Source organism: Achromobacter sp. MUI-25009338 (genome assembly GCF_057359325.1).
Map to the genome: position 1 here is coordinate 2,593,210 of NZ_CM170627.1, position 15,803 is coordinate 2,609,012.

A 15,803-nucleotide genomic window follows, 5' to 3' on the forward strand; every position below is an offset into this window, starting at 1 on the left:
CAACCCAAGGAATCCACTCATGAACTACCGCCGGCTGGGCAGCAGCAATCTCCGGGTATCGCCGTTGTGCCTGGGCACCATGATGTTCGGAGAGCAGACGCCCGACGAGGAGGCCGCGCGCATCGTCGCCTCGGCGCGCGACCGCGGCCTGAATTTCATCGACACCGCCGACGTCTACAACGGCGGGCGCTCGGAAGAAGTGGTGGGCCGGCTGCTGGCCGGGCAGCGCCACGACTGGGTGCTGGCCAGCAAGATCGGCAACGCCGTGGGCAAGGGCCCGAACCAGTCGCACTATTCGCGCCAATGGCTGATCCGTGGCGTCGAGGCCAGTCTGGTGAGGCTGGGCACCGACTTCCTGGACATCCTCTACCTGCATCGCGACTACCACGAGGAAAACCTCGAAGAAGCGCTGTGGGCGCTGGGCGACCTGATCCGCGCGGGCAAGCTGCGCAGCTACGGGCTGTCGAACTTCCGCGGCTGGCGCATCGCCGAGGTGATGCGCCTGTGCGAACGCATGGGCGTGCCGCAGCCGGTGGTGTGCCAGCCGTACTACAACATGCTCAACCGCGGCCCCGAGGTCGAGATCCTGCCGGCCTGCGGCCATTACGGCCTGGGCGTGGTGCCCTACAGCCCGATCGCGCGCGGCGTGCTCACCGGCAAGTACCTGCCGGGCCAGGCGCCGGCCGCCGATACCCGCGCCGGGCGCGGCGACTCCCGCATCCTGGCCACCGAGTTCCGCGAGGAGTCGCTGCAGATCGCGCAGAAGCTGGTGGCGCACAGCGCCGCGCGCGGCGTGCAGGCGGGGCATTTCGCCACCGCCTGGGTGCTGGCCAATCCCATCGTCACCGCCGTCATCGCCGGGCCGCGCACGCTGGCGCAGATGGAGGACTACTACGCCGCGCTGGACGTCGCCATCACGCCCGAGGACGAGGCCGTGGTCAACGGCTGGGTGACCCCCGGGCACGCTTCATCGCACGGCTACAACGACCCCAACTATCCGTTCTACGGCCGGCCCGTGGCGGCCGGCTGAAGCGCGCGGGCCGCGGCGTCCTCGTCGGGCTGCTTGCCGCGCCCGATGAGCCACGCGCACGCCGCCGACACCACGCCCGAGAACAGCACGTACAGGCAGATCAGCCAGGGCTGGCCGCCGCCGGCCTTGAGCAGCGCGGTGGCGATGATGGGCGTGATGCCCGAGGCGAAAATGCCCGAGAACTGGTAGACGAAGGAGATGCCGGTGTAGCGCACCCGGGCGTCGAACAGTTCGCAGAACAGCGCCGCCTCCGGCCCGTACACGGCCGCGTACAGGATGCCGAACGGGATGATGATGGCTACCCAGATCAGCACCGCGCTGCCCTGGCTGTTGAGCATCAGCCAGAAAGCGGGAAACGAGGCCAGCGCGGTGATCAGCGAGCCCCAGAAATAGACGCGCGTGCGCCCGACGCGGTCCGACAGGCGGCCGAAGAACGGGATGAAGAAGCACATGACCAGGGCCGCGGCCATCACGCCGATCAGCGCCTCGGTGCGCGTGATCTTCACGGTCTGCGTGAGATACGAGATCGTGAAAACGCCGAACACGTTGAAGAACACCCCGTCGATGTAGCGCGCGCCCATGCCCTTGAAGACGTTGCCCGGAAAGCGCCGGAACATGTCTGCGAAAGGGATGCGGCTTTCGGCGTTGTTCTTCTTGACCGCGGCGAACTCCGGCGTTTCCTTGATGTTCAGGCGGATGTACATGCCCACCAGCACCATCACCGCCGACAGCAGGAACGCCACGCGCCAGCCCCAGGCCATGAATTGCGCGTCGGTCAGCAGGGTGGACAGCAGGGCCACCGTGCCCGAGGCCAGGCACAGCCCGATGGCCAGGCCTATCTGCGGCAGCGACGCGTACAGCCCTTTCTTGCCGGGCGGCGCGTATTCGTAGGCCATCAGCACCGCGCCGCCCCATTCGCCGCCCAGCCCGATGCCCTGGAACACGCGCAGCAGCAGGAGCAGGATGGGCGCCCAGATGCCGATGCTGTCGTAGGTGGGCACCAGGCCGATCAGGAAGGTGGCCACGCCCATGATCATCAGGGTCATGACCAGCATGCTTTTCCTGCCGATGCGGTCGCCGAAGTGGCCGAAGATCAGCCCGCCCAGCGGCCGGGTGACGAAGCCGACCGCGAACGTGGTGTAGGCCAGCATGGTGGAGACCAGCGGGTCCCCGGCCGGGAAATACAGCTTGTTGAACACAATGCCTGCGACGACGCCGTACAAGAAAAAGTCGTACCACTCGATGGTGGCGCCGATCAGCGACGCGGCGACGACCCGGCGCACCGCGGCTTCGTTCTGCTTGGCCATGTCTAGTCTCCTTTGGTGTGGCGGCCGGCCCGTCTGCGCGGGCCTGGGCCGTGGGTGTCAGGCGGCGGCCTGCAGCGTCTGCGGATGCGCCTGGGTATGCTCCTGCAAAATGAAATCGGCCGCGCGCTCGGCCAGCATGACTGCGGGCACGTTGGTGTTGCCGGAAACCAGCGTCGGCATGATGGAACAGTCCACCACCCGCAGCCCCGCCACGCCATGCACGCGCAGCTGCGCGTCGACGACCGCCAGGGGATCGCTGCGCGGCCCCATCTTGGCGGTGCCGCTGGGGTGGAAGATGGTGGCCCCGTACTCGCGGCAGAAATGCAGGATCTCGTCGTCGCTGCGCACCTCGGGCCCGGGGCGGAATTCGCGCTTCATCATCGCCGCCAGCGGCGCCGTGGCGGCCAGCCGCCGCGCGTACTTGACCGCCGCCACCGTCATGCGGCGGTCCAGTTCGGTGGACAGGTAGTTCGGCTGCATGGACGGCGCCTCGAAGGGATCGGCGCTGCGCAGGCGCACGCGCCCGCGCGACGAGGGGCGCAGATGGCATACCGAATAAGTGCAGCCCGAGAACGGGTGCACCTTGCCGCCGGCCATGTCGGCCGACAGCGTGGCGAAATGGAACTGGGTGTCGGGCGTGAGGCTGGCCGGATCGACCCGGCAGAACAGCCCGCCCTGGTTGATGCCCACGGCCAGCGGTCCGCCGCGCAGCAGCAGCCATTCCAGGCCCATGCGGATGCGGCCGGGCAGCGTGCGCAGCTGGTCGTTGGTGGTGATGGGACGCGTGGTTTCGTAGATCAGCCGGATCTGCAGGTGGTCCTGCAGGTTCTCGCCCACGCCGGGCAGGTCGCGCACCACGCCGATGCCGAACTGGCGCAGCAGCGCGGCCGGCCCCACGCCGGAGAGCTGCAGCAGCTGCGGCGACTGCAGCGCGCCGGCGCACAGTATCACTTCGCGGCGCGCGCGCACGGTGCGCACCTGGCCGTGCTGGCGGTAGCGCACCCCGCAGGCGCGGGTGCCCTCGAACAGAATGGCCATGGCGTGCGCGTCGGTTTCGATGCGCAGGTTGGCGCGGCCTTGGGCCGGACGCAGGTAGGCGACGGCGGTGGAGCAGCGCCGGCCGTTGCGGGTGGTGAGCTGGTAGTAGCCCACGCCTTCCTGTTCGCCGGTATTGAAGTCGTCGACCTGGGCAATGCCCAGGTTCTGCGCGGCGGCGATCAGGCCCTGCACCAGCGGATGCGGGGTCTTGATGGAGGTGGCGTTGAGCGGGCCGTCGGTGCCGCGCGTGGGGCCGGGGCCGAGGTCGTTGTTTTCGAGCTTGCGGAAATAGGGCAGGCAGTCGTCCCAGCCCCAGCCGGGATTGCCGGCGGCGGCCCAGGCGTCGTAGTCGCGCCGCTGGCCGCGGATGTAGATCAGGCCGTTGATGGCGCTGGAGCCGCCCAGCGTGCGGCCGCGCGGCCAGTAGATGCGCCGGTCCAGCATGTTGGGATCGGGATCGGTGTAGTAGCCCCAGTTCACGACCTTGTGGAACATGGTCTTGCCGTAGCCGATGGGGATGTGGATCCACGGATAGCTGTCCTTCGGCCCGGCTTCCAGCAGGCAGACGGAATGCGCGCCGCTGGCGCTCAGCCGGTTGGCCATCACGCAGCCGGCCGAGCCGGCGCCTACGACGATGTAATCCACGGTATCGGACATATCCGCAAGCTCTCCCTGCAGCGGGCCGCCGCGCGCCCCTGACGGCGCGTTTACCCTGCTTGTCGTTGTGGGGCGCAGTTATATACGCTGTGATGCCATGCGCTGCAATGCCTGGACCCGGCGTCGCGCGGGCCTGCGGGCACTGACGCTGAGAGCGATTCTAGGAAGCGTGCGCGCAGCGCAAAGCACAACCGGCGCAAGCCCGGAAAAGTGGAACAGAAAATGCAAAACCGGTTTCAAAATCGCAGCGCAGCATCGGAGGAGCCGCAGGACACGGCGCGCTCGCTGCGCGCGCTGCTGGTGCTGGAACACCTGGCGCGGGCCCAGCATCCGCCCACGCTGGCGCAGCTCGCGCAGCGGCTGGACATGCCCAAATCATCGCTGATGCGCCTGCTGGCGGCCATGCAGCGCGCCGGCTTCGTGGCCGCCACGCCCACCGAGAACGGCTACGTGCCGGGCCCGCAGGCCTCGGCGCTGGCGCTGGCCACGCTGCGCGCCTCGGCCTTCACCCGCGAATGCCGCGCGGTGCTGGCGCAGCTGGTCGGCACGCTGGGTGAAACCTGCAATCTCACCGCGCCCGACGGCGACCGCGTGGTCTATATGGAACGCGTGGAGACTGCCGAACCGCTGCGGCTGTTCTTCGCGGTGGGCAGCCATGTGCCCATGCATTGCACCGCCAGCGGCAAGCTGTTCCTGGCTTCCATGAGCCGGCTCGAGCGCAGCCGGGTGCTGGCGCGGCTGCCGCTGACCCGCAACACGCCGCGCACGCTGACCGATCCGGCGCGGCTGGAGGAAGAGCTGGAGCGCCTGGCCGCGCGGGGCATCGGCATCGACAACGAGGAGTTCGTGCGCGGCATGAGCGCGGTGGCGGTGCCGGTGCGCGCCGCCGATGACCGCGTGGTGGCGGCGGTGGCCTGCCATGCGCCCACGGCCCGCGTGATGCTGGACGAACTGCTGCGCGCGGTGCCGGTGCTGGAGCGCGCGGCCCAAGCCATGTGCGAGGTGCTGGCGCAGCACCGCGCCGGCGCGGGCTGAGCGGCGCGCCTCAGGCCGAAGGCGTGAACAGTTCGGGCGGCAGCTTCGCGACGGCTTCGTAGGTGAGGCGGATGTGGCTGGCCAGCAAGGAGCAGGCCAGGTCGGCGTCGCGCGCCAGCGTGGCGTCGAGGATGCGCTGGTGCTCGTCGTGCAGGTCGCGCGCAATGGGCTTGCGGGTGACGGTCAGGCGGCGGTAGCGCTCGGCCTGCTGGTACAGGATGCCCAGGAAGTGGTGGCGCCAGCGCGAGGGACAGGCGCGGATCAGTTCGCGGTGGAATTCGCGGTTGCGCTGTTCCCATTCCTCGAAGCGGGCTTCGGGGTCGGCGGCCAGGCGCTGCTCGGCCTTGCCCAGCCGGTGAAAGGCCGCCAGCACCGCGCTTTCCCAGTCGTCGTCGCCCACGGCGATGGACTGGCGCAAGGCCTCGGTTTCCAGCAGCACGCGGTTCTCGGTGATGTCGTGGAAATCCTCCAGCGAGATCGGGGTGACGTGAAAGCCGCGCTGCCCGTGGGCGATGACCAGCGCGTCCGAGACCAGCAGCGCCAGGGCCTCGCGCAGCGTGCCGGCGCCCACGCCGTAATCGTCCTTCAGATGTTCGACCCGCAGGCGCGAGCCGGGCGGAAGTTTGCCCTGGATGATGTCGCGGCGCAGGTTGACGTAGGCCGTGCCCACGAGCGTGTGGGCCGAGGCGGAATGAGCGAGCGGGGGCAGGGAAGTACCGTCAGACATGACGCTACTTTATCATGCGCGGAAAAAATCTCGATAAAAATTGTTGACGCCGAGATTTGTGCTGCTTATCGTAGAAAAGCGCGCCGCGCAGAATGACCGGCATCCAAGCCGGCGGCAGGCGCACAGGAGACATACTGTGACACGGCTACACGAGTCCCACCGACGGCGGCGGCCCTTTCTGCGCCGCGCCGCGGCCGGCCTGACGGCGCTGGCCGCGCTGCTGATCGCCCCGGCGCCGCACGCCGCGGACTGGCCGAGCCGGCCGGTGACCATCCTGGTCAACGGCGGGCCCGGCAGCCTGCCCGACCTGTTCGCGCGGCCGCTGGCCGAGCGGCTGCACCGGTCGCTTGGCCAGCCCGTGGTGGTGGAGAACAAGCCGGGCGCCGGCGGCATGCTGGCGATGCAGCAGCTCAAGTCCGCGCCGGCCGACGGCCATACGCTGGCGCTGGTGACCAACGCGCACCTGGTGTGGAATCCGTATATTTTTCCGGCCCTGACCTACGACCCGGCGCGCGACCTGCTGCCGGTCAGCCCGCTGGCCATCATCCCGATGGCGCTCACGGTCAACGACAAGCTGCCCGCGCAGTCGCTGGGGCAACTGCTGGCGCAGGCGCGCCAGCAGCCGGGCAAGCTGAACTACGCCTCGTCCGGCAACGGCAGCCCGCCGCACGTGCTGTTCGAAATGCTGCGCGAGCAGGCCGGCGTCGACATCATGCACGTTCCGTTCAAGACCGGCACCGGCGCGCTCAACTCGGTGCTGGCCGGCGATACGCAGATGTACTTCGCCGGCACCGCGCTGGTCGAACCCATGGTCAAGGACGGCCGGCTGCGGGTACTGGCCATCAGCGAGACGGTGCCGGACGCCGCCTTCGGCAAGGCGCCGACGCTGGCCGAGCAGGACTTCCGCGGCTTCGAGGGCGCGGTGTGGCTGGGCGTGGCCGCCAGCGCCGGCACGCCCGAGGCGATCGTGCAGCGCCTGAACGCCGAGATCGGCCGCGCGCAGCAGGACGGCGCGCTCAAGCAGATGTACGCCAGCCACGGCTCGCTGCCGTACCATCTGGCGGCGGCCGACTTCGCCCGGCGCGTCGCGGCGGAACGGGACGCCTCCGGCCCGGTGCTGCGCAAGCTGGGCATCAAGCCCGACTGATCCCCCGCCTTCTTTTCAACCCGTTATCGCGGCCCCTGCGCGGGGCCGGCATCGCCACATGAACCTGATCGAAGACATTGTTGAACACGCGCCTTCCATCCGCGCCATCCGCCGCGACATCCACGCCCATCCGGAGCTGGCGTTCGAAGAGAACCGCACCGCCGACCTGGTGGCGCAGCAATTGGAGAGCTGGGGCATCACGGTGCATCGCGGCTTCGGCAAGACCGGGCTGGTGGGCGTGATCCGCAACGGCAGCTCGGCGCGCACGGTGGGCCTGCGCGCGGACATGGACGCGCTGCCCATGCAGGAGGCCAACCGGTTCGACCATGCCAGCAAGCACGCCGGCGTCATGCACGCCTGCGGCCATGACGGCCATACCGCCATGCTGCTCGGCGCGGCGCAGCACCTGGCGCGCCATCGCAATTTCGACGGCACGGTCTACCTGATTTTCCAGCCGGCCGAAGAGCGCGGCGGCGGCGCGCGCGAAATGATGCGCGACGGCCTGTTCGAGAGATTCCCCATGGAAGCGGTGTTCGGCATGCACAACATGCCCGGCATTCCGGTCGGCTGCTTCGCGTCGTCGCCGGGGCCGGTGCTGGCGTCCAACAGCGAATTCCACGTGACCATACGCGGCAAGGGCGGCCACGCGGCCATGCCGCACCTGGCCATCGACCCGATACCGGCGGCCGGCCAGATGATCGAGGCGTTCCAGACCATCATCAGCCGCAACAAGAAGCCGTTGGAGACCGCGGTGATCTCGGTGACCATGCTGCGCGCCGGCGAAGCGGTCAACGTGGTCGCCGACACCTGCGAGCTGCGCGGCACGGTGCGCGCATACACGCGCGAAACGCTGGACCTGATCGAGCGCCGCATGGGCGAGATCGCGCGCCACGTGGCGGAGATGTTCGGCGCCGAGTGCGATTTCGTCTTCACCCGCCACTATCCCTCGACCATCAACCACGAGGCCGAAACCGCCTTCATGCGCGAGACGCTGGCCTCGGTGGTCGGCGCCGGGCGCGTGCTGGCGCAGACGCCGATCATGGCGGCCGAGGATTTTTCCTTCATGCTCGAAGCGGTGCCGGGCAGCTATTGCTTCATCGGCAACGGCGACGGCGACCACCGCGAGGCCGGCCACGGCGCCGGCCCCTGCCTGGTCCACAACACCAGCTACGACTTCAACGACGAGCTGCTGCCCATCGGCGCCAGCGCCTTCGTGAAGCTGGCCGAAGCCTGGCTGGCGCGGCCCGCGCGGGGCTGAGGCCGGCTCAGTGCGGCGCGCCGGCCTCGGCCGGCACGCCGCGGTTGCGCGCACGCAGCAGCGCCGCGCTCAAGGCCGCCGCCAGCGCGGCGATGACGGCGCCGGCCAGGAAGGTGAGCTGGTAGCCGCCGTTGAGCGCCGCGGTGGCGCTTGCGCCCGCCTGCGTCAGCGTGGCGCTGCGGGCCGCGGCCAGGCTGGCCAGCACCGCCAGGCCGAGCGCGCCGCCCATCATGAAGGCGGTATTGACCACGCCCGAGGCCAGGCCCGACTGGCTGGGCTCCACGTCGTTCATGGCCGCCAGCAGCAGGGGATTGAAGGCCACGCCGGCGCCCAGGCCCAGCAGCAGCATGCCGGGCAGCACGTCGGCGGCGAAGGCGCCGTCGATCGGCGCGCGCGCGAACAGCGCCAGCCCCAGCGCCGCCAGCGACAGGCCGGCGGCCAGCGGCAGCCGGATGCCGAAGCGCATCACCAGCTTTGCCGACAGGCCCAGCGAGAAGGCCGCCATGATGAGGTTGGCCGGCAGGAAGGCCAGCCCGACCTGCATGGCCGTATAGCCCAGCACCAGCTGCATGTACAGCGCCGACACGAAGAACCACGCGAACATGGCCGCGGCCCACAGCACGCCGACGACGTTGGCGGTGGCCACGTTGCGCAGCCGGAACAGCGCCAGCGGCATCAGCGGCGATTCGACGCGCGCCTCGATCCACAGGAACAGCGCCATCAGCGCCGCGGCCACGCCCAGCAGGGTCAGGGATTGCGCCGAGGTCCAGCCGGCCTCGTTGCCGTTGACCACGGCATACACCGCCAGCATCAGCGAGGCCGTGACGGCCAGCGCGCCGGCCACGTCCAGGCGGGCGCCGGCGGCCGTCGGCGCGGCGCGCGGGATCAGCCGCAGGCACAGCGCGTAGACCAGCACGCCGATGGGCAGGTTGACCAGGAAGATCCAGTGCCAGGACAGCGCGCTGGTCAGCAGCCCGCCCAGCAGCACCCCGATACTGCCGCCGCCGGCGCAGACGAAGCCGTACACGCCCATGGCGCGGGCGCGCTCGCCGGTCTCGGTGAAGAGGTTCATGATGAGCGAGAGCGACACGGCGGAGACCACCGCGCCGCCCAGCCCCTGGACCGCGCGCGCGCCGATCAGCAGCGCCTGGCCCTGGGCCACGCCGCAGGCCAGCGAGGCCAGCGTGAACAGCGTCAGGCCGGCCAGGAACATGCGGCGGTGTCCCAGCAGGTCGCCCAGCCTGCCGCCCAGCAGCAGGAAGCCGCCGAAGGTGAGCATGTAGGCGTTGACCACCCAGACCAGCGAGGTCTCGGTGAAGTGCAGGTCCTGGCGGATAGAGGGCAGGGCGACGTTGACGATCGTGGTGTCCAGCACGATCATCAGCACGCCCAGGCATAGCACCAGCAGCGCCCACCAGCGCTGCCTGCCGTGGATTCCATGCGTCATCGGGTATCGCTTCCTTGGAGAGGTCGTGTTCAGTGGGCCATGCGGCCGCCGCTGACCATCCAGCGGGTGCCGTAGCGGTCGATCAGCGCGCCGTAGGCCTCGGCCCAGAAGGTCTTCTGCAGCGGCAGCGTGATGTTGCCGCCGTCGGCCAGCTGGTCGAAGACGCGCTGCGCGTCGGACACCGTGGGGTAGGCCAGCGCCAGCGCCACGCCCTGCTTGCCTGGATAGGGATGGGCGGCGGTGGCGTCGCTGCCCAGCAGCGTCTGCTGGTCCAGGCCCAGGCGCGCGTGCATGATGCGCCCGGCGTCCTCGGCCGACAAGGGCGGCATGGCGGCGTCGGGCGGCGCGTCGGCGTAGCGGATCAGCGCCTCCAGCCGCCCGCCCAGCACGCGCTCGTAGAACTGCATGGCCTCGGCGCAGTTGCCGTCGAAGCTGAGATAGGCGGATAGTTGGGGCATGTTCTCTCCGGAAGATGAGACGGAAGCGGTGCCAAGAAGGCCGCCGCCGCTCTATGATGGAAGCCCGACTCACGTAATCAGTAATCAGGAGCCAGGCCATGCAAAAAGGAAGCTGCCACTGCGGACAGATCGCGTTCGAGGTCGACGGCGACGTGTCCCAGGTCCTGGAATGCAATTGCTCGTACTGCAGCCGCAAGGGCTATCTGCTGTGGTTCGTGCCGCGCGCCAGCCTGCGCATCACTTCGTCCACCGATCGCATGTCGACCTACCAGTTCAACAAGCACGTGATTTCGCATCACTTCTGCGCCGATTGCGGCTGCGCGCCGTTCGCTTTCGGCGTGAGCCCGCAGGGCGAGGAAACGGCCGCGGTGAACGCGCGCTGCCTGGAGGCGGTGGCCCTGGACACGCTCACGCGCATTCCGTTCGACGGGCGCAGCGCATAAGCGGCGCGGCGCACCCGGCCGCGCCGCGGGCTCCATCATAGGGCAATGGCGGGCGCCGCGATACGACGGCCGCGTGACATGTTTTTTCAGCGTTTGCGTCCAATAGGAGGCTGCCATGTCGCTGATACCGCTGTTTCCGCTATCGAACGCGCTTTTTCCCGCGGGCGTGCTGCATCTGCGCGTCTTCGAGGTGCGCTACCTGGACATGATCCGGCGCTGCATCGCCGACGGCAGCGAGTTCGGCGTGGTGGGCCTGCTGTCGGGGCAGGAGGTGCGCACGCCGGGCGGCGGCGAGACGCTGGCGCCCGTGGGCACGATGGCCCGCATCGACGCCTGGGACGCGCCCATGCCGGCGCTGCTGGAGCTGCGCTGCGTGGGCACGGGGCGTTTCCGGCTGCTGTCCAGCGAGGTGGCAAAATACGGCCTTTGGATGGGGCAGGCCGAGCCCATCGCCGACGATCCGCCCGCGCCCGTGCCGGCGGCCATGCAGGCCAGCGCCGACGCGCTGGGGCGCCTGGTGGCCCAGTGGCAGCGCGAAGGCGTGAGCGCCGAGCGCATGCCGGTGGGGCCGCCCTTCAGGCTGGACGACGGCGGCTGGGTCGCCAACCGCTGGTGCGAGCTGCTGCCGCTGCCGCCGGACGACAAGGCGCGCCTGCTGGCCATGACCGATCCGGTCGGGCGGCTGGCGGCGATCCAGGACGTGCTGCGCGGCCAGGGGCTGGCTTGAGGCAAACCTGCATTTGGACACAATGGACATCAGGATAGACGAGGGCCTGCGCGCCTATATTGACCCTTTGACCGAAGATGAGTACGCGGCGCTGGAACGCAGCCTGCTGGCCGAAGGCTGCCGCGACGCGCTGGTGCTGTGGGGCGACCTGCTGGTCGACGGACACAACCGCTACGCGCTGTGCCGCAAGCACGGCATTGCCTTCCAGACCATCCAGAACACGCGCTTCCAGTCGATCGAGGATGTGCACCTTTGGATGATAGAAAACCATCTGGGCCGGCGCAGCGTGTCGGACTTCCAGCGCGGCGTGCTGGCGCTGCGCAAGAAGGAAATCCTGCAGGCGCGCGCCGCCGCCGCCGCGCCCGACGATCCGCCCTGGGACGAGGGTTCCGATGCGCCGCCGCTGCCGGCGCAGGCCATGCCGGTCCCGAGCCGCCAGGCGCTGGCGCGCGCCGCGCGCATCAGCAGCAACACGCTGGGGCAGATAGAAAAAATCCAGAAGGCCGCCGCGCCCGAGCTGGTGCGGGCCGTCAAGGAAGGGGCGATCTCGATCAACGCGGCCGCCGCGGTGTCTTCGCTTCCGGCCGAGCGGCAGGCGGCCGCGGTGGCGGGCGGCAGAAAGGAATTGCAGCAGGCGGCGCGCGAAGTGCGCCAGGCCAAGGCCCCGCCGCGCGAGCCGCGTCCCGAGGAACCCATCGAGAACATCGCCGACATGCCGGCCGAAATCGCGCGCCTGCGCGAACTGCTGGCGCGGCTGACGGACGAGCGCGACCAGCTGAAGAAAAAAGTGATGCACCTGACGGTGGCGCTGGCCGAAGCGCGCAGCGCCGCCGGCGGCGACTGAGGCGTCTTCAGCCGCAGCGGATCGCGGTCATGACGTCCTTGTCGTCGACGATCAGGTTCAGGCGGGTGGCGTTGTATTCCATGGTTACGACCTGGCCCGGGCGCAGCATGCGGGCGGTGGAGCTGCCGCTGCGCGTGCGCAGGTCTTCCATCACGGACGGGGTGGCCTTCTGGCCGATCTGCGACTGCAGCGCCGCGGCGTCGCAGGTCTTGCCGCCATAGCCGGAGGCGCTGGACATGCCCGAGGAGGAAGCGGCGCCGGACGAGGACGATGCGCTGGAGGAGCTGGAGCCCGATGCGCTGGACGAACGCGGTGCTCCGGTGTTGGCGCATGCGGCCAGACTGGCGACCAGCAGGAAGGGAATCAGCTTGCGGATCATGTAGAACTCCTTACAACAACGCGTCGAAAAAGCCATGATAGACCAGCCGCGGCGCGCTGTGCTCAGGGCGGGCGCGAGCCCGTCCTAATGGAAGTTGCGGCTGCGCGCGGACAGTCCGCCCAACAGCTCGGACAGATCCACCAGCCGCTGCGCCACCAGGTGGCGCACGCCGTCCACGCTTTGCCAGGAACCGTATACGCCCAGCAGCGCCGACCCCAGCAGTTCGCGGCGCTGGCGTTCTATCAGTTCGGGGCGCACGATCACGTTGACCGGACCGGTCTCGTCTTCCAGGGTGACGAAGATGACGCCCTTGGAGGTTTGCGGGCGCTGGCGCACGGTGACGATGCCGCAGGCGCGCGCCACGCGCTTGTCGGGGTAGCCGTTGAGCACCGCGGCGGGCTGGAAATTGCGCGCCGCCAGCTCGGCGCGCAGCAGCGCCACGGGGTGGCTGCGCAGGGTCAGGCCCACGCTGCGGTAGTCCGCGGCCACGGCCTGGCTCTCGGTCGGGGCGGACAGCCGCGGCGCGGCGGTTTCGACGATGGCGGCGTCGCGCAGCAGGTCGCGGCTGTGCACGCTGGCGGCGGCTTCCCAGCTGGCCTGGCGGCGGTGGCCGGCCAGCGTGCGCAGGGCGTCGCCGGCGGCCAGGGCGTTGAGGTCGTGGCGCGTGAGCGCGGCGCGGCGCGCCAGGTCGCCGGTGTCGGCGAACGGCGCGGCGGCGCGCGCGGCCTCGATGCGCCGCACGGCGTCCTCGCGCATGCCCTGCAGCAGGCTCAGCCCCAGCCGCACGGCGGGACGCGGCGCATCGGGGGCGGGCGCGTGCGGATGCGGCGCGCGCCGCGCGCCGGGGTGGCCCGCCGGCAGGGGCTCCAGGGCCGAGTCCCAGCCGCTGACCGTGACGTCGGCCGGCAGCACGCAGACGCCGTGGCGGCGGGCGTCCTGGACCAGCTGGGCCGGCGCGTAAAAGCCCATGGGCTGGGAATTGAGCAGGGCGGCCAGGAAGGCCTCGGGCTCGTGCCGCTTGAGCCAGGAGCTGGCATACGCCAGCAGCGCGAAGCTGGCGGCGTGGCTTTCGGGAAACCCGTATTCGCCGAAGCCTTCGATCTGCCGGAACAGCGCTTCGGCGAATTCCAGCGTGTAGCCGTGGGCCAGCAGGCCGCCGACCAGCTTGGCGCGGTATTTGTCCACGCCGCCCTTGCGCTTCCAGGCGGCCATGGAGCGGCGCAGTTGGTCGGCGTCGCCCGGCGTGAAGCCGGCGGCGACCACGGCGATCTGCATGACCTGTTCCTGGAAGATCGGCACGCCCAGCGTGCGTTCGAGCACGCCGCGCACTTTTTCGCTGGGATAGCTGGCGCCTTCCTTGCTCTGGCGGCGGCGCAGGTAGGGGTGGACCATGCCGCCCTGGATCGGTCCGGGCCGCACGATGGCCACCTGCACCACCAGGTCGTAGTATTCGCGCGGGCGCAGGCGCGGCAGCATGCTCATCTGCGCGCGCGATTCGATCTGGAACACGCCGATGGTGTCGGCGTCGCAGATCATGTCGTAGGTGGCGGCGTCGTCCGGCGGGATGTCCTGCAGCCGCAAGGGCCGGTCGCGGCGCTGCCCGGCCAGCTCCAGCGTGCGGCGCAGCGCCGACAGCATGCCCAGCGCCAGCACGTCCACCTTGAGCAGGCCAAGCGCGTCCAGGTCGTCCTTGTCCCATTGCACGACGCTGCGGTCCGGCATGGCGGCGTTTTCGATCGGAACCAGGCGCGACAGCTTGCCGCGCGCAATCACGAAGCCGCCCGGGTGCTGCGACAAATGCCGCGGAAATCCCATCAGGGTGTGCGCCAGCGCCGCCCATTGCCGCGCCACCTGCGAATCCGGGTCCAGCCCGCAGCCGCCCAGCGTGCGCAGCATTTCCTTCTTGCTGTCCCACCACTGGTGGGCGCGCGCCACCGCGTCGATCACGCCCGGGTCCACGCCCAGCGCGCGGCCGGTGTCGCGCAGCACGCTGCGCGGCCGGTAGGAAATGACCACGGCGGTCAGCGCGGCGCGGTGCCGGCCGTACTTGTCGTAGATGTACTGGATGACTTCTTCGCGGCGCTGGTGTTCGAAGTCCACGTCGATGTCGGGTGGCTCGTTGCGCTCCTTGCTGATGAAGCGCTCGAACAGGCTGTTGCCGCGCGCGGGATCGACCTCGGTGATGCCCAGGCAGTAGCAGACCGCGGAGTTGGCCGCCGAGCCGCGGCCCTGGCACAGAATGCCCTGGCTGCGGGCGTACTGGACGATGTCGTAGACGGTCAGGAAATAGGCTTCGTAGCGCAGCTCGGCGATCAGGCTCAGTTCTTTCTCGATCTGCGCGGCCACTTCCGGCGGCACCCCGGCGGGAAAGCGGCGCACGGCCCCGGCCTGCGTTTCCTGGCGCAGGTAGGTGGCCGGCGTGTGCCCGCGCGGCACGATCTCGTCCGGATATTCGTAGCGCAGCTGCTCCAGCGAAAACGCGCAGCGGCGGGCCACCACCAGCGTCTGGGCCAGCGCCTGGGGCGGATAGAGATTGGCCAGGCGCATGCGCGTGCGCAGGTGCTGCTCGGCGTTGCCGGACAGTTCATAGCCGCACTGGGACACCGGCTGGCGGGTGCGGATGCCGGTCAGCGTGTCGTGCAGCGGCTTGCGCGAGCGCACGTGCATCTGCACCTGGCCCAGCGCCACCACGGGCAGCTGCGCGGCCTGCGCCGCCTGTTCCACCGCGGCGCGGTGCAGGTCGTCGCGGCAACGGTGGAGCAGGCTCAACCCGACCCAGGCGCGCTGGCCGAAGGCGCGCGCCAGCCAGCGCGCCTGCTGCGTCATGCGCTCGGCGTCGAGGCCGTAGGCGGGGCTGAGAATGGCCAGGCATTCGGGCATGTGGCGCAGATGGGCGTAGCCCGCGGGCGGGTGGGTCAGGTCTTCCGGAGCCAGCCGGTATTCGCCCTTGGGGGCGCGGGTGCGCGCCAGGGTGATGAGTTCGGACAGGTTTCCATAGCCCTCGCGGGTCTGCGCCAGCAGGGTCAGGCCCAGCGGCGCGGCGTCGGGCGCGGCGCGCAACTGGAAGGTGGCGCCGATCAGCAGCGGCAGGTTGCGGGCCTTGGCCTCCACGTGGGCGCGGACCGCGCCCGCCAACGAGCACTCGTCGGTGATGGCCAGCGCCGCGTAGCCCAGTTCGGCGGCGCGGGTGACCAGCTCTTCCGGATGCGAGGCGCCTTGCAGGAAGGAGAAGTTGGACTGGCATTGCAGCTCGGCGTAGCCGGGCAGGCCGGCCGCAACGGCCTCGGGGAGATCGTGTTCCATCTG

14 protein-coding genes are annotated in these 15,803 nt (G+C 70.0%); 7 read left to right on the top strand and 7 right to left on the bottom strand.

The window, feature by feature from the left end; genetic code table 11:
• Positions 1–19: 19 nt before the first annotated feature.
• Entirely contained in the window at positions 20–1,030 is a 1,011-nt protein-coding gene (locus AC1IQ6_RS12405) for an aldo/keto reductase (protein WP_102776011.1), read from the top strand.
• On the opposite strand, the gene AC1IQ6_RS12410 is transcribed toward AC1IQ6_RS12405, so the two are convergent.
• Together AC1IQ6_RS12410 and AC1IQ6_RS12415 are read right to left on the bottom strand one after the other, a co-directional pair.
• Complete coding sequence (locus AC1IQ6_RS12410) at positions 1,003–2,337, bottom strand: MFS transporter (RefSeq protein WP_102776012.1); 1,335 nt, start codon at positions 2,335–2,337, stop codon at positions 1,003–1,005. The genes AC1IQ6_RS12405 and AC1IQ6_RS12410 overlap by 28 nt on opposite strands.
• Positions 2,338–2,394: 57 nt before the next feature.
• Complete coding sequence (locus AC1IQ6_RS12415; RefSeq protein ID WP_102776013.1) at positions 2,395–4,032, bottom strand: GMC family oxidoreductase; 1,638 nt, start codon at positions 4,030–4,032, stop codon at positions 2,395–2,397.
• Positions 4,033–4,254: 222 nt separating this feature from the next.
• Between AC1IQ6_RS12415 and AC1IQ6_RS12420 the strand changes: the two genes are divergently transcribed.
• Positions 4,255–5,067, top strand: coding sequence for an IclR family transcriptional regulator (locus AC1IQ6_RS12420; RefSeq protein ID WP_479731671.1), 813 nt, complete (start codon positions 4,255–4,257; stop codon positions 5,065–5,067).
• 10 nt (positions 5,068–5,077) lie between these two features.
• Here the strand turns inward: AC1IQ6_RS12420 and AC1IQ6_RS12425 are convergent, their stop codons facing one another.
• On the bottom strand, positions 5,078–5,794 hold the full coding sequence (locus tag AC1IQ6_RS12425) for a GntR family transcriptional regulator (protein WP_102776015.1): 717 nt from the start codon (positions 5,792–5,794) through the stop codon (positions 5,078–5,080).
• A 136-nt stretch (positions 5,795–5,930) separates the two neighbouring features.
• Between AC1IQ6_RS12425 and AC1IQ6_RS12430 the strand changes: the two genes are divergently transcribed.
• Both AC1IQ6_RS12430 and AC1IQ6_RS12435 read left to right on the top strand, forming a co-directional pair.
• Entirely contained in the window at positions 5,931–6,941 is a 1,011-nt protein-coding gene (locus AC1IQ6_RS12430) for a Bug family tripartite tricarboxylate transporter substrate binding protein (RefSeq protein ID WP_485866433.1), read from the top strand.
• A gap of 58 nt (positions 6,942–6,999) precedes the next feature.
• Positions 7,000–8,199, top strand: a complete 1,200-nt coding sequence (locus AC1IQ6_RS12435; RefSeq protein ID WP_485866434.1) for a M20 aminoacylase family protein — start codon at positions 7,000–7,002, stop codon at positions 8,197–8,199.
• A 7-nt stretch (positions 8,200–8,206) separates the two neighbouring features.
• On the opposite strand, the gene AC1IQ6_RS12440 is transcribed toward AC1IQ6_RS12435, so the two are convergent.
• Both AC1IQ6_RS12440 and AC1IQ6_RS12445 read right to left on the bottom strand, forming a co-directional pair.
• Complete coding sequence (locus AC1IQ6_RS12440) at positions 8,207–9,646, bottom strand: DHA2 family efflux MFS transporter permease subunit (protein WP_102776017.1); 1,440 nt, start codon at positions 9,644–9,646, stop codon at positions 8,207–8,209.
• A 29-nt stretch (positions 9,647–9,675) separates the two neighbouring features.
• The gene (locus AC1IQ6_RS12445) at positions 9,676–10,104 is read right to left on the bottom strand and encodes a VOC family protein (RefSeq protein ID WP_102776018.1); all 429 of its coding nucleotides are present in this window, start codon (positions 10,102–10,104) and stop codon (positions 9,676–9,678) included.
• 98 nt (positions 10,105–10,202) lie between these two features.
• Between AC1IQ6_RS12445 and AC1IQ6_RS12450 the strand changes: the two genes are divergently transcribed.
• The 3 genes from AC1IQ6_RS12450 (at position 10,203) to AC1IQ6_RS12460 (ending at position 12,118) form a co-directional block, all read left to right on the top strand.
• On the top strand, positions 10,203–10,547 hold the full coding sequence (locus AC1IQ6_RS12450; RefSeq protein ID WP_209166368.1) for a GFA family protein: 345 nt from the start codon (positions 10,203–10,205) through the stop codon (positions 10,545–10,547).
• 115 nt (positions 10,548–10,662) lie between these two features.
• The gene (locus AC1IQ6_RS12455) at positions 10,663–11,274 is read left to right on the top strand and encodes an LON peptidase substrate-binding domain-containing protein (RefSeq protein ID WP_485866435.1); all 612 of its coding nucleotides are present in this window, start codon (positions 10,663–10,665) and stop codon (positions 11,272–11,274) included.
• 22 nt (positions 11,275–11,296) lie between these two features.
• Positions 11,297–12,118, top strand: coding sequence for a ParB N-terminal domain-containing protein (locus tag AC1IQ6_RS12460; protein ID WP_111824971.1), 822 nt, complete (start codon positions 11,297–11,299; stop codon positions 12,116–12,118).
• Between the two features lie 7 nt (positions 12,119–12,125).
• Here AC1IQ6_RS12460 and AC1IQ6_RS12465 read toward each other — a convergent pair whose 3' ends face one another.
• Both AC1IQ6_RS12465 and AC1IQ6_RS12470 read right to left on the bottom strand, forming a co-directional pair.
• Positions 12,126–12,497, bottom strand: coding sequence for an I78 family peptidase inhibitor (locus AC1IQ6_RS12465; protein ID WP_102776022.1), 372 nt, complete (start codon positions 12,495–12,497; stop codon positions 12,126–12,128).
• 84 nt (positions 12,498–12,581) lie between these two features.
• Positions 12,582–15,800, bottom strand: coding sequence for an error-prone DNA polymerase (locus tag AC1IQ6_RS12470; RefSeq protein ID WP_485866436.1), 3,219 nt, complete (start codon positions 15,798–15,800; stop codon positions 12,582–12,584).
• Between the last annotated feature and the right edge of the window lie 3 nt (positions 15,801–15,803).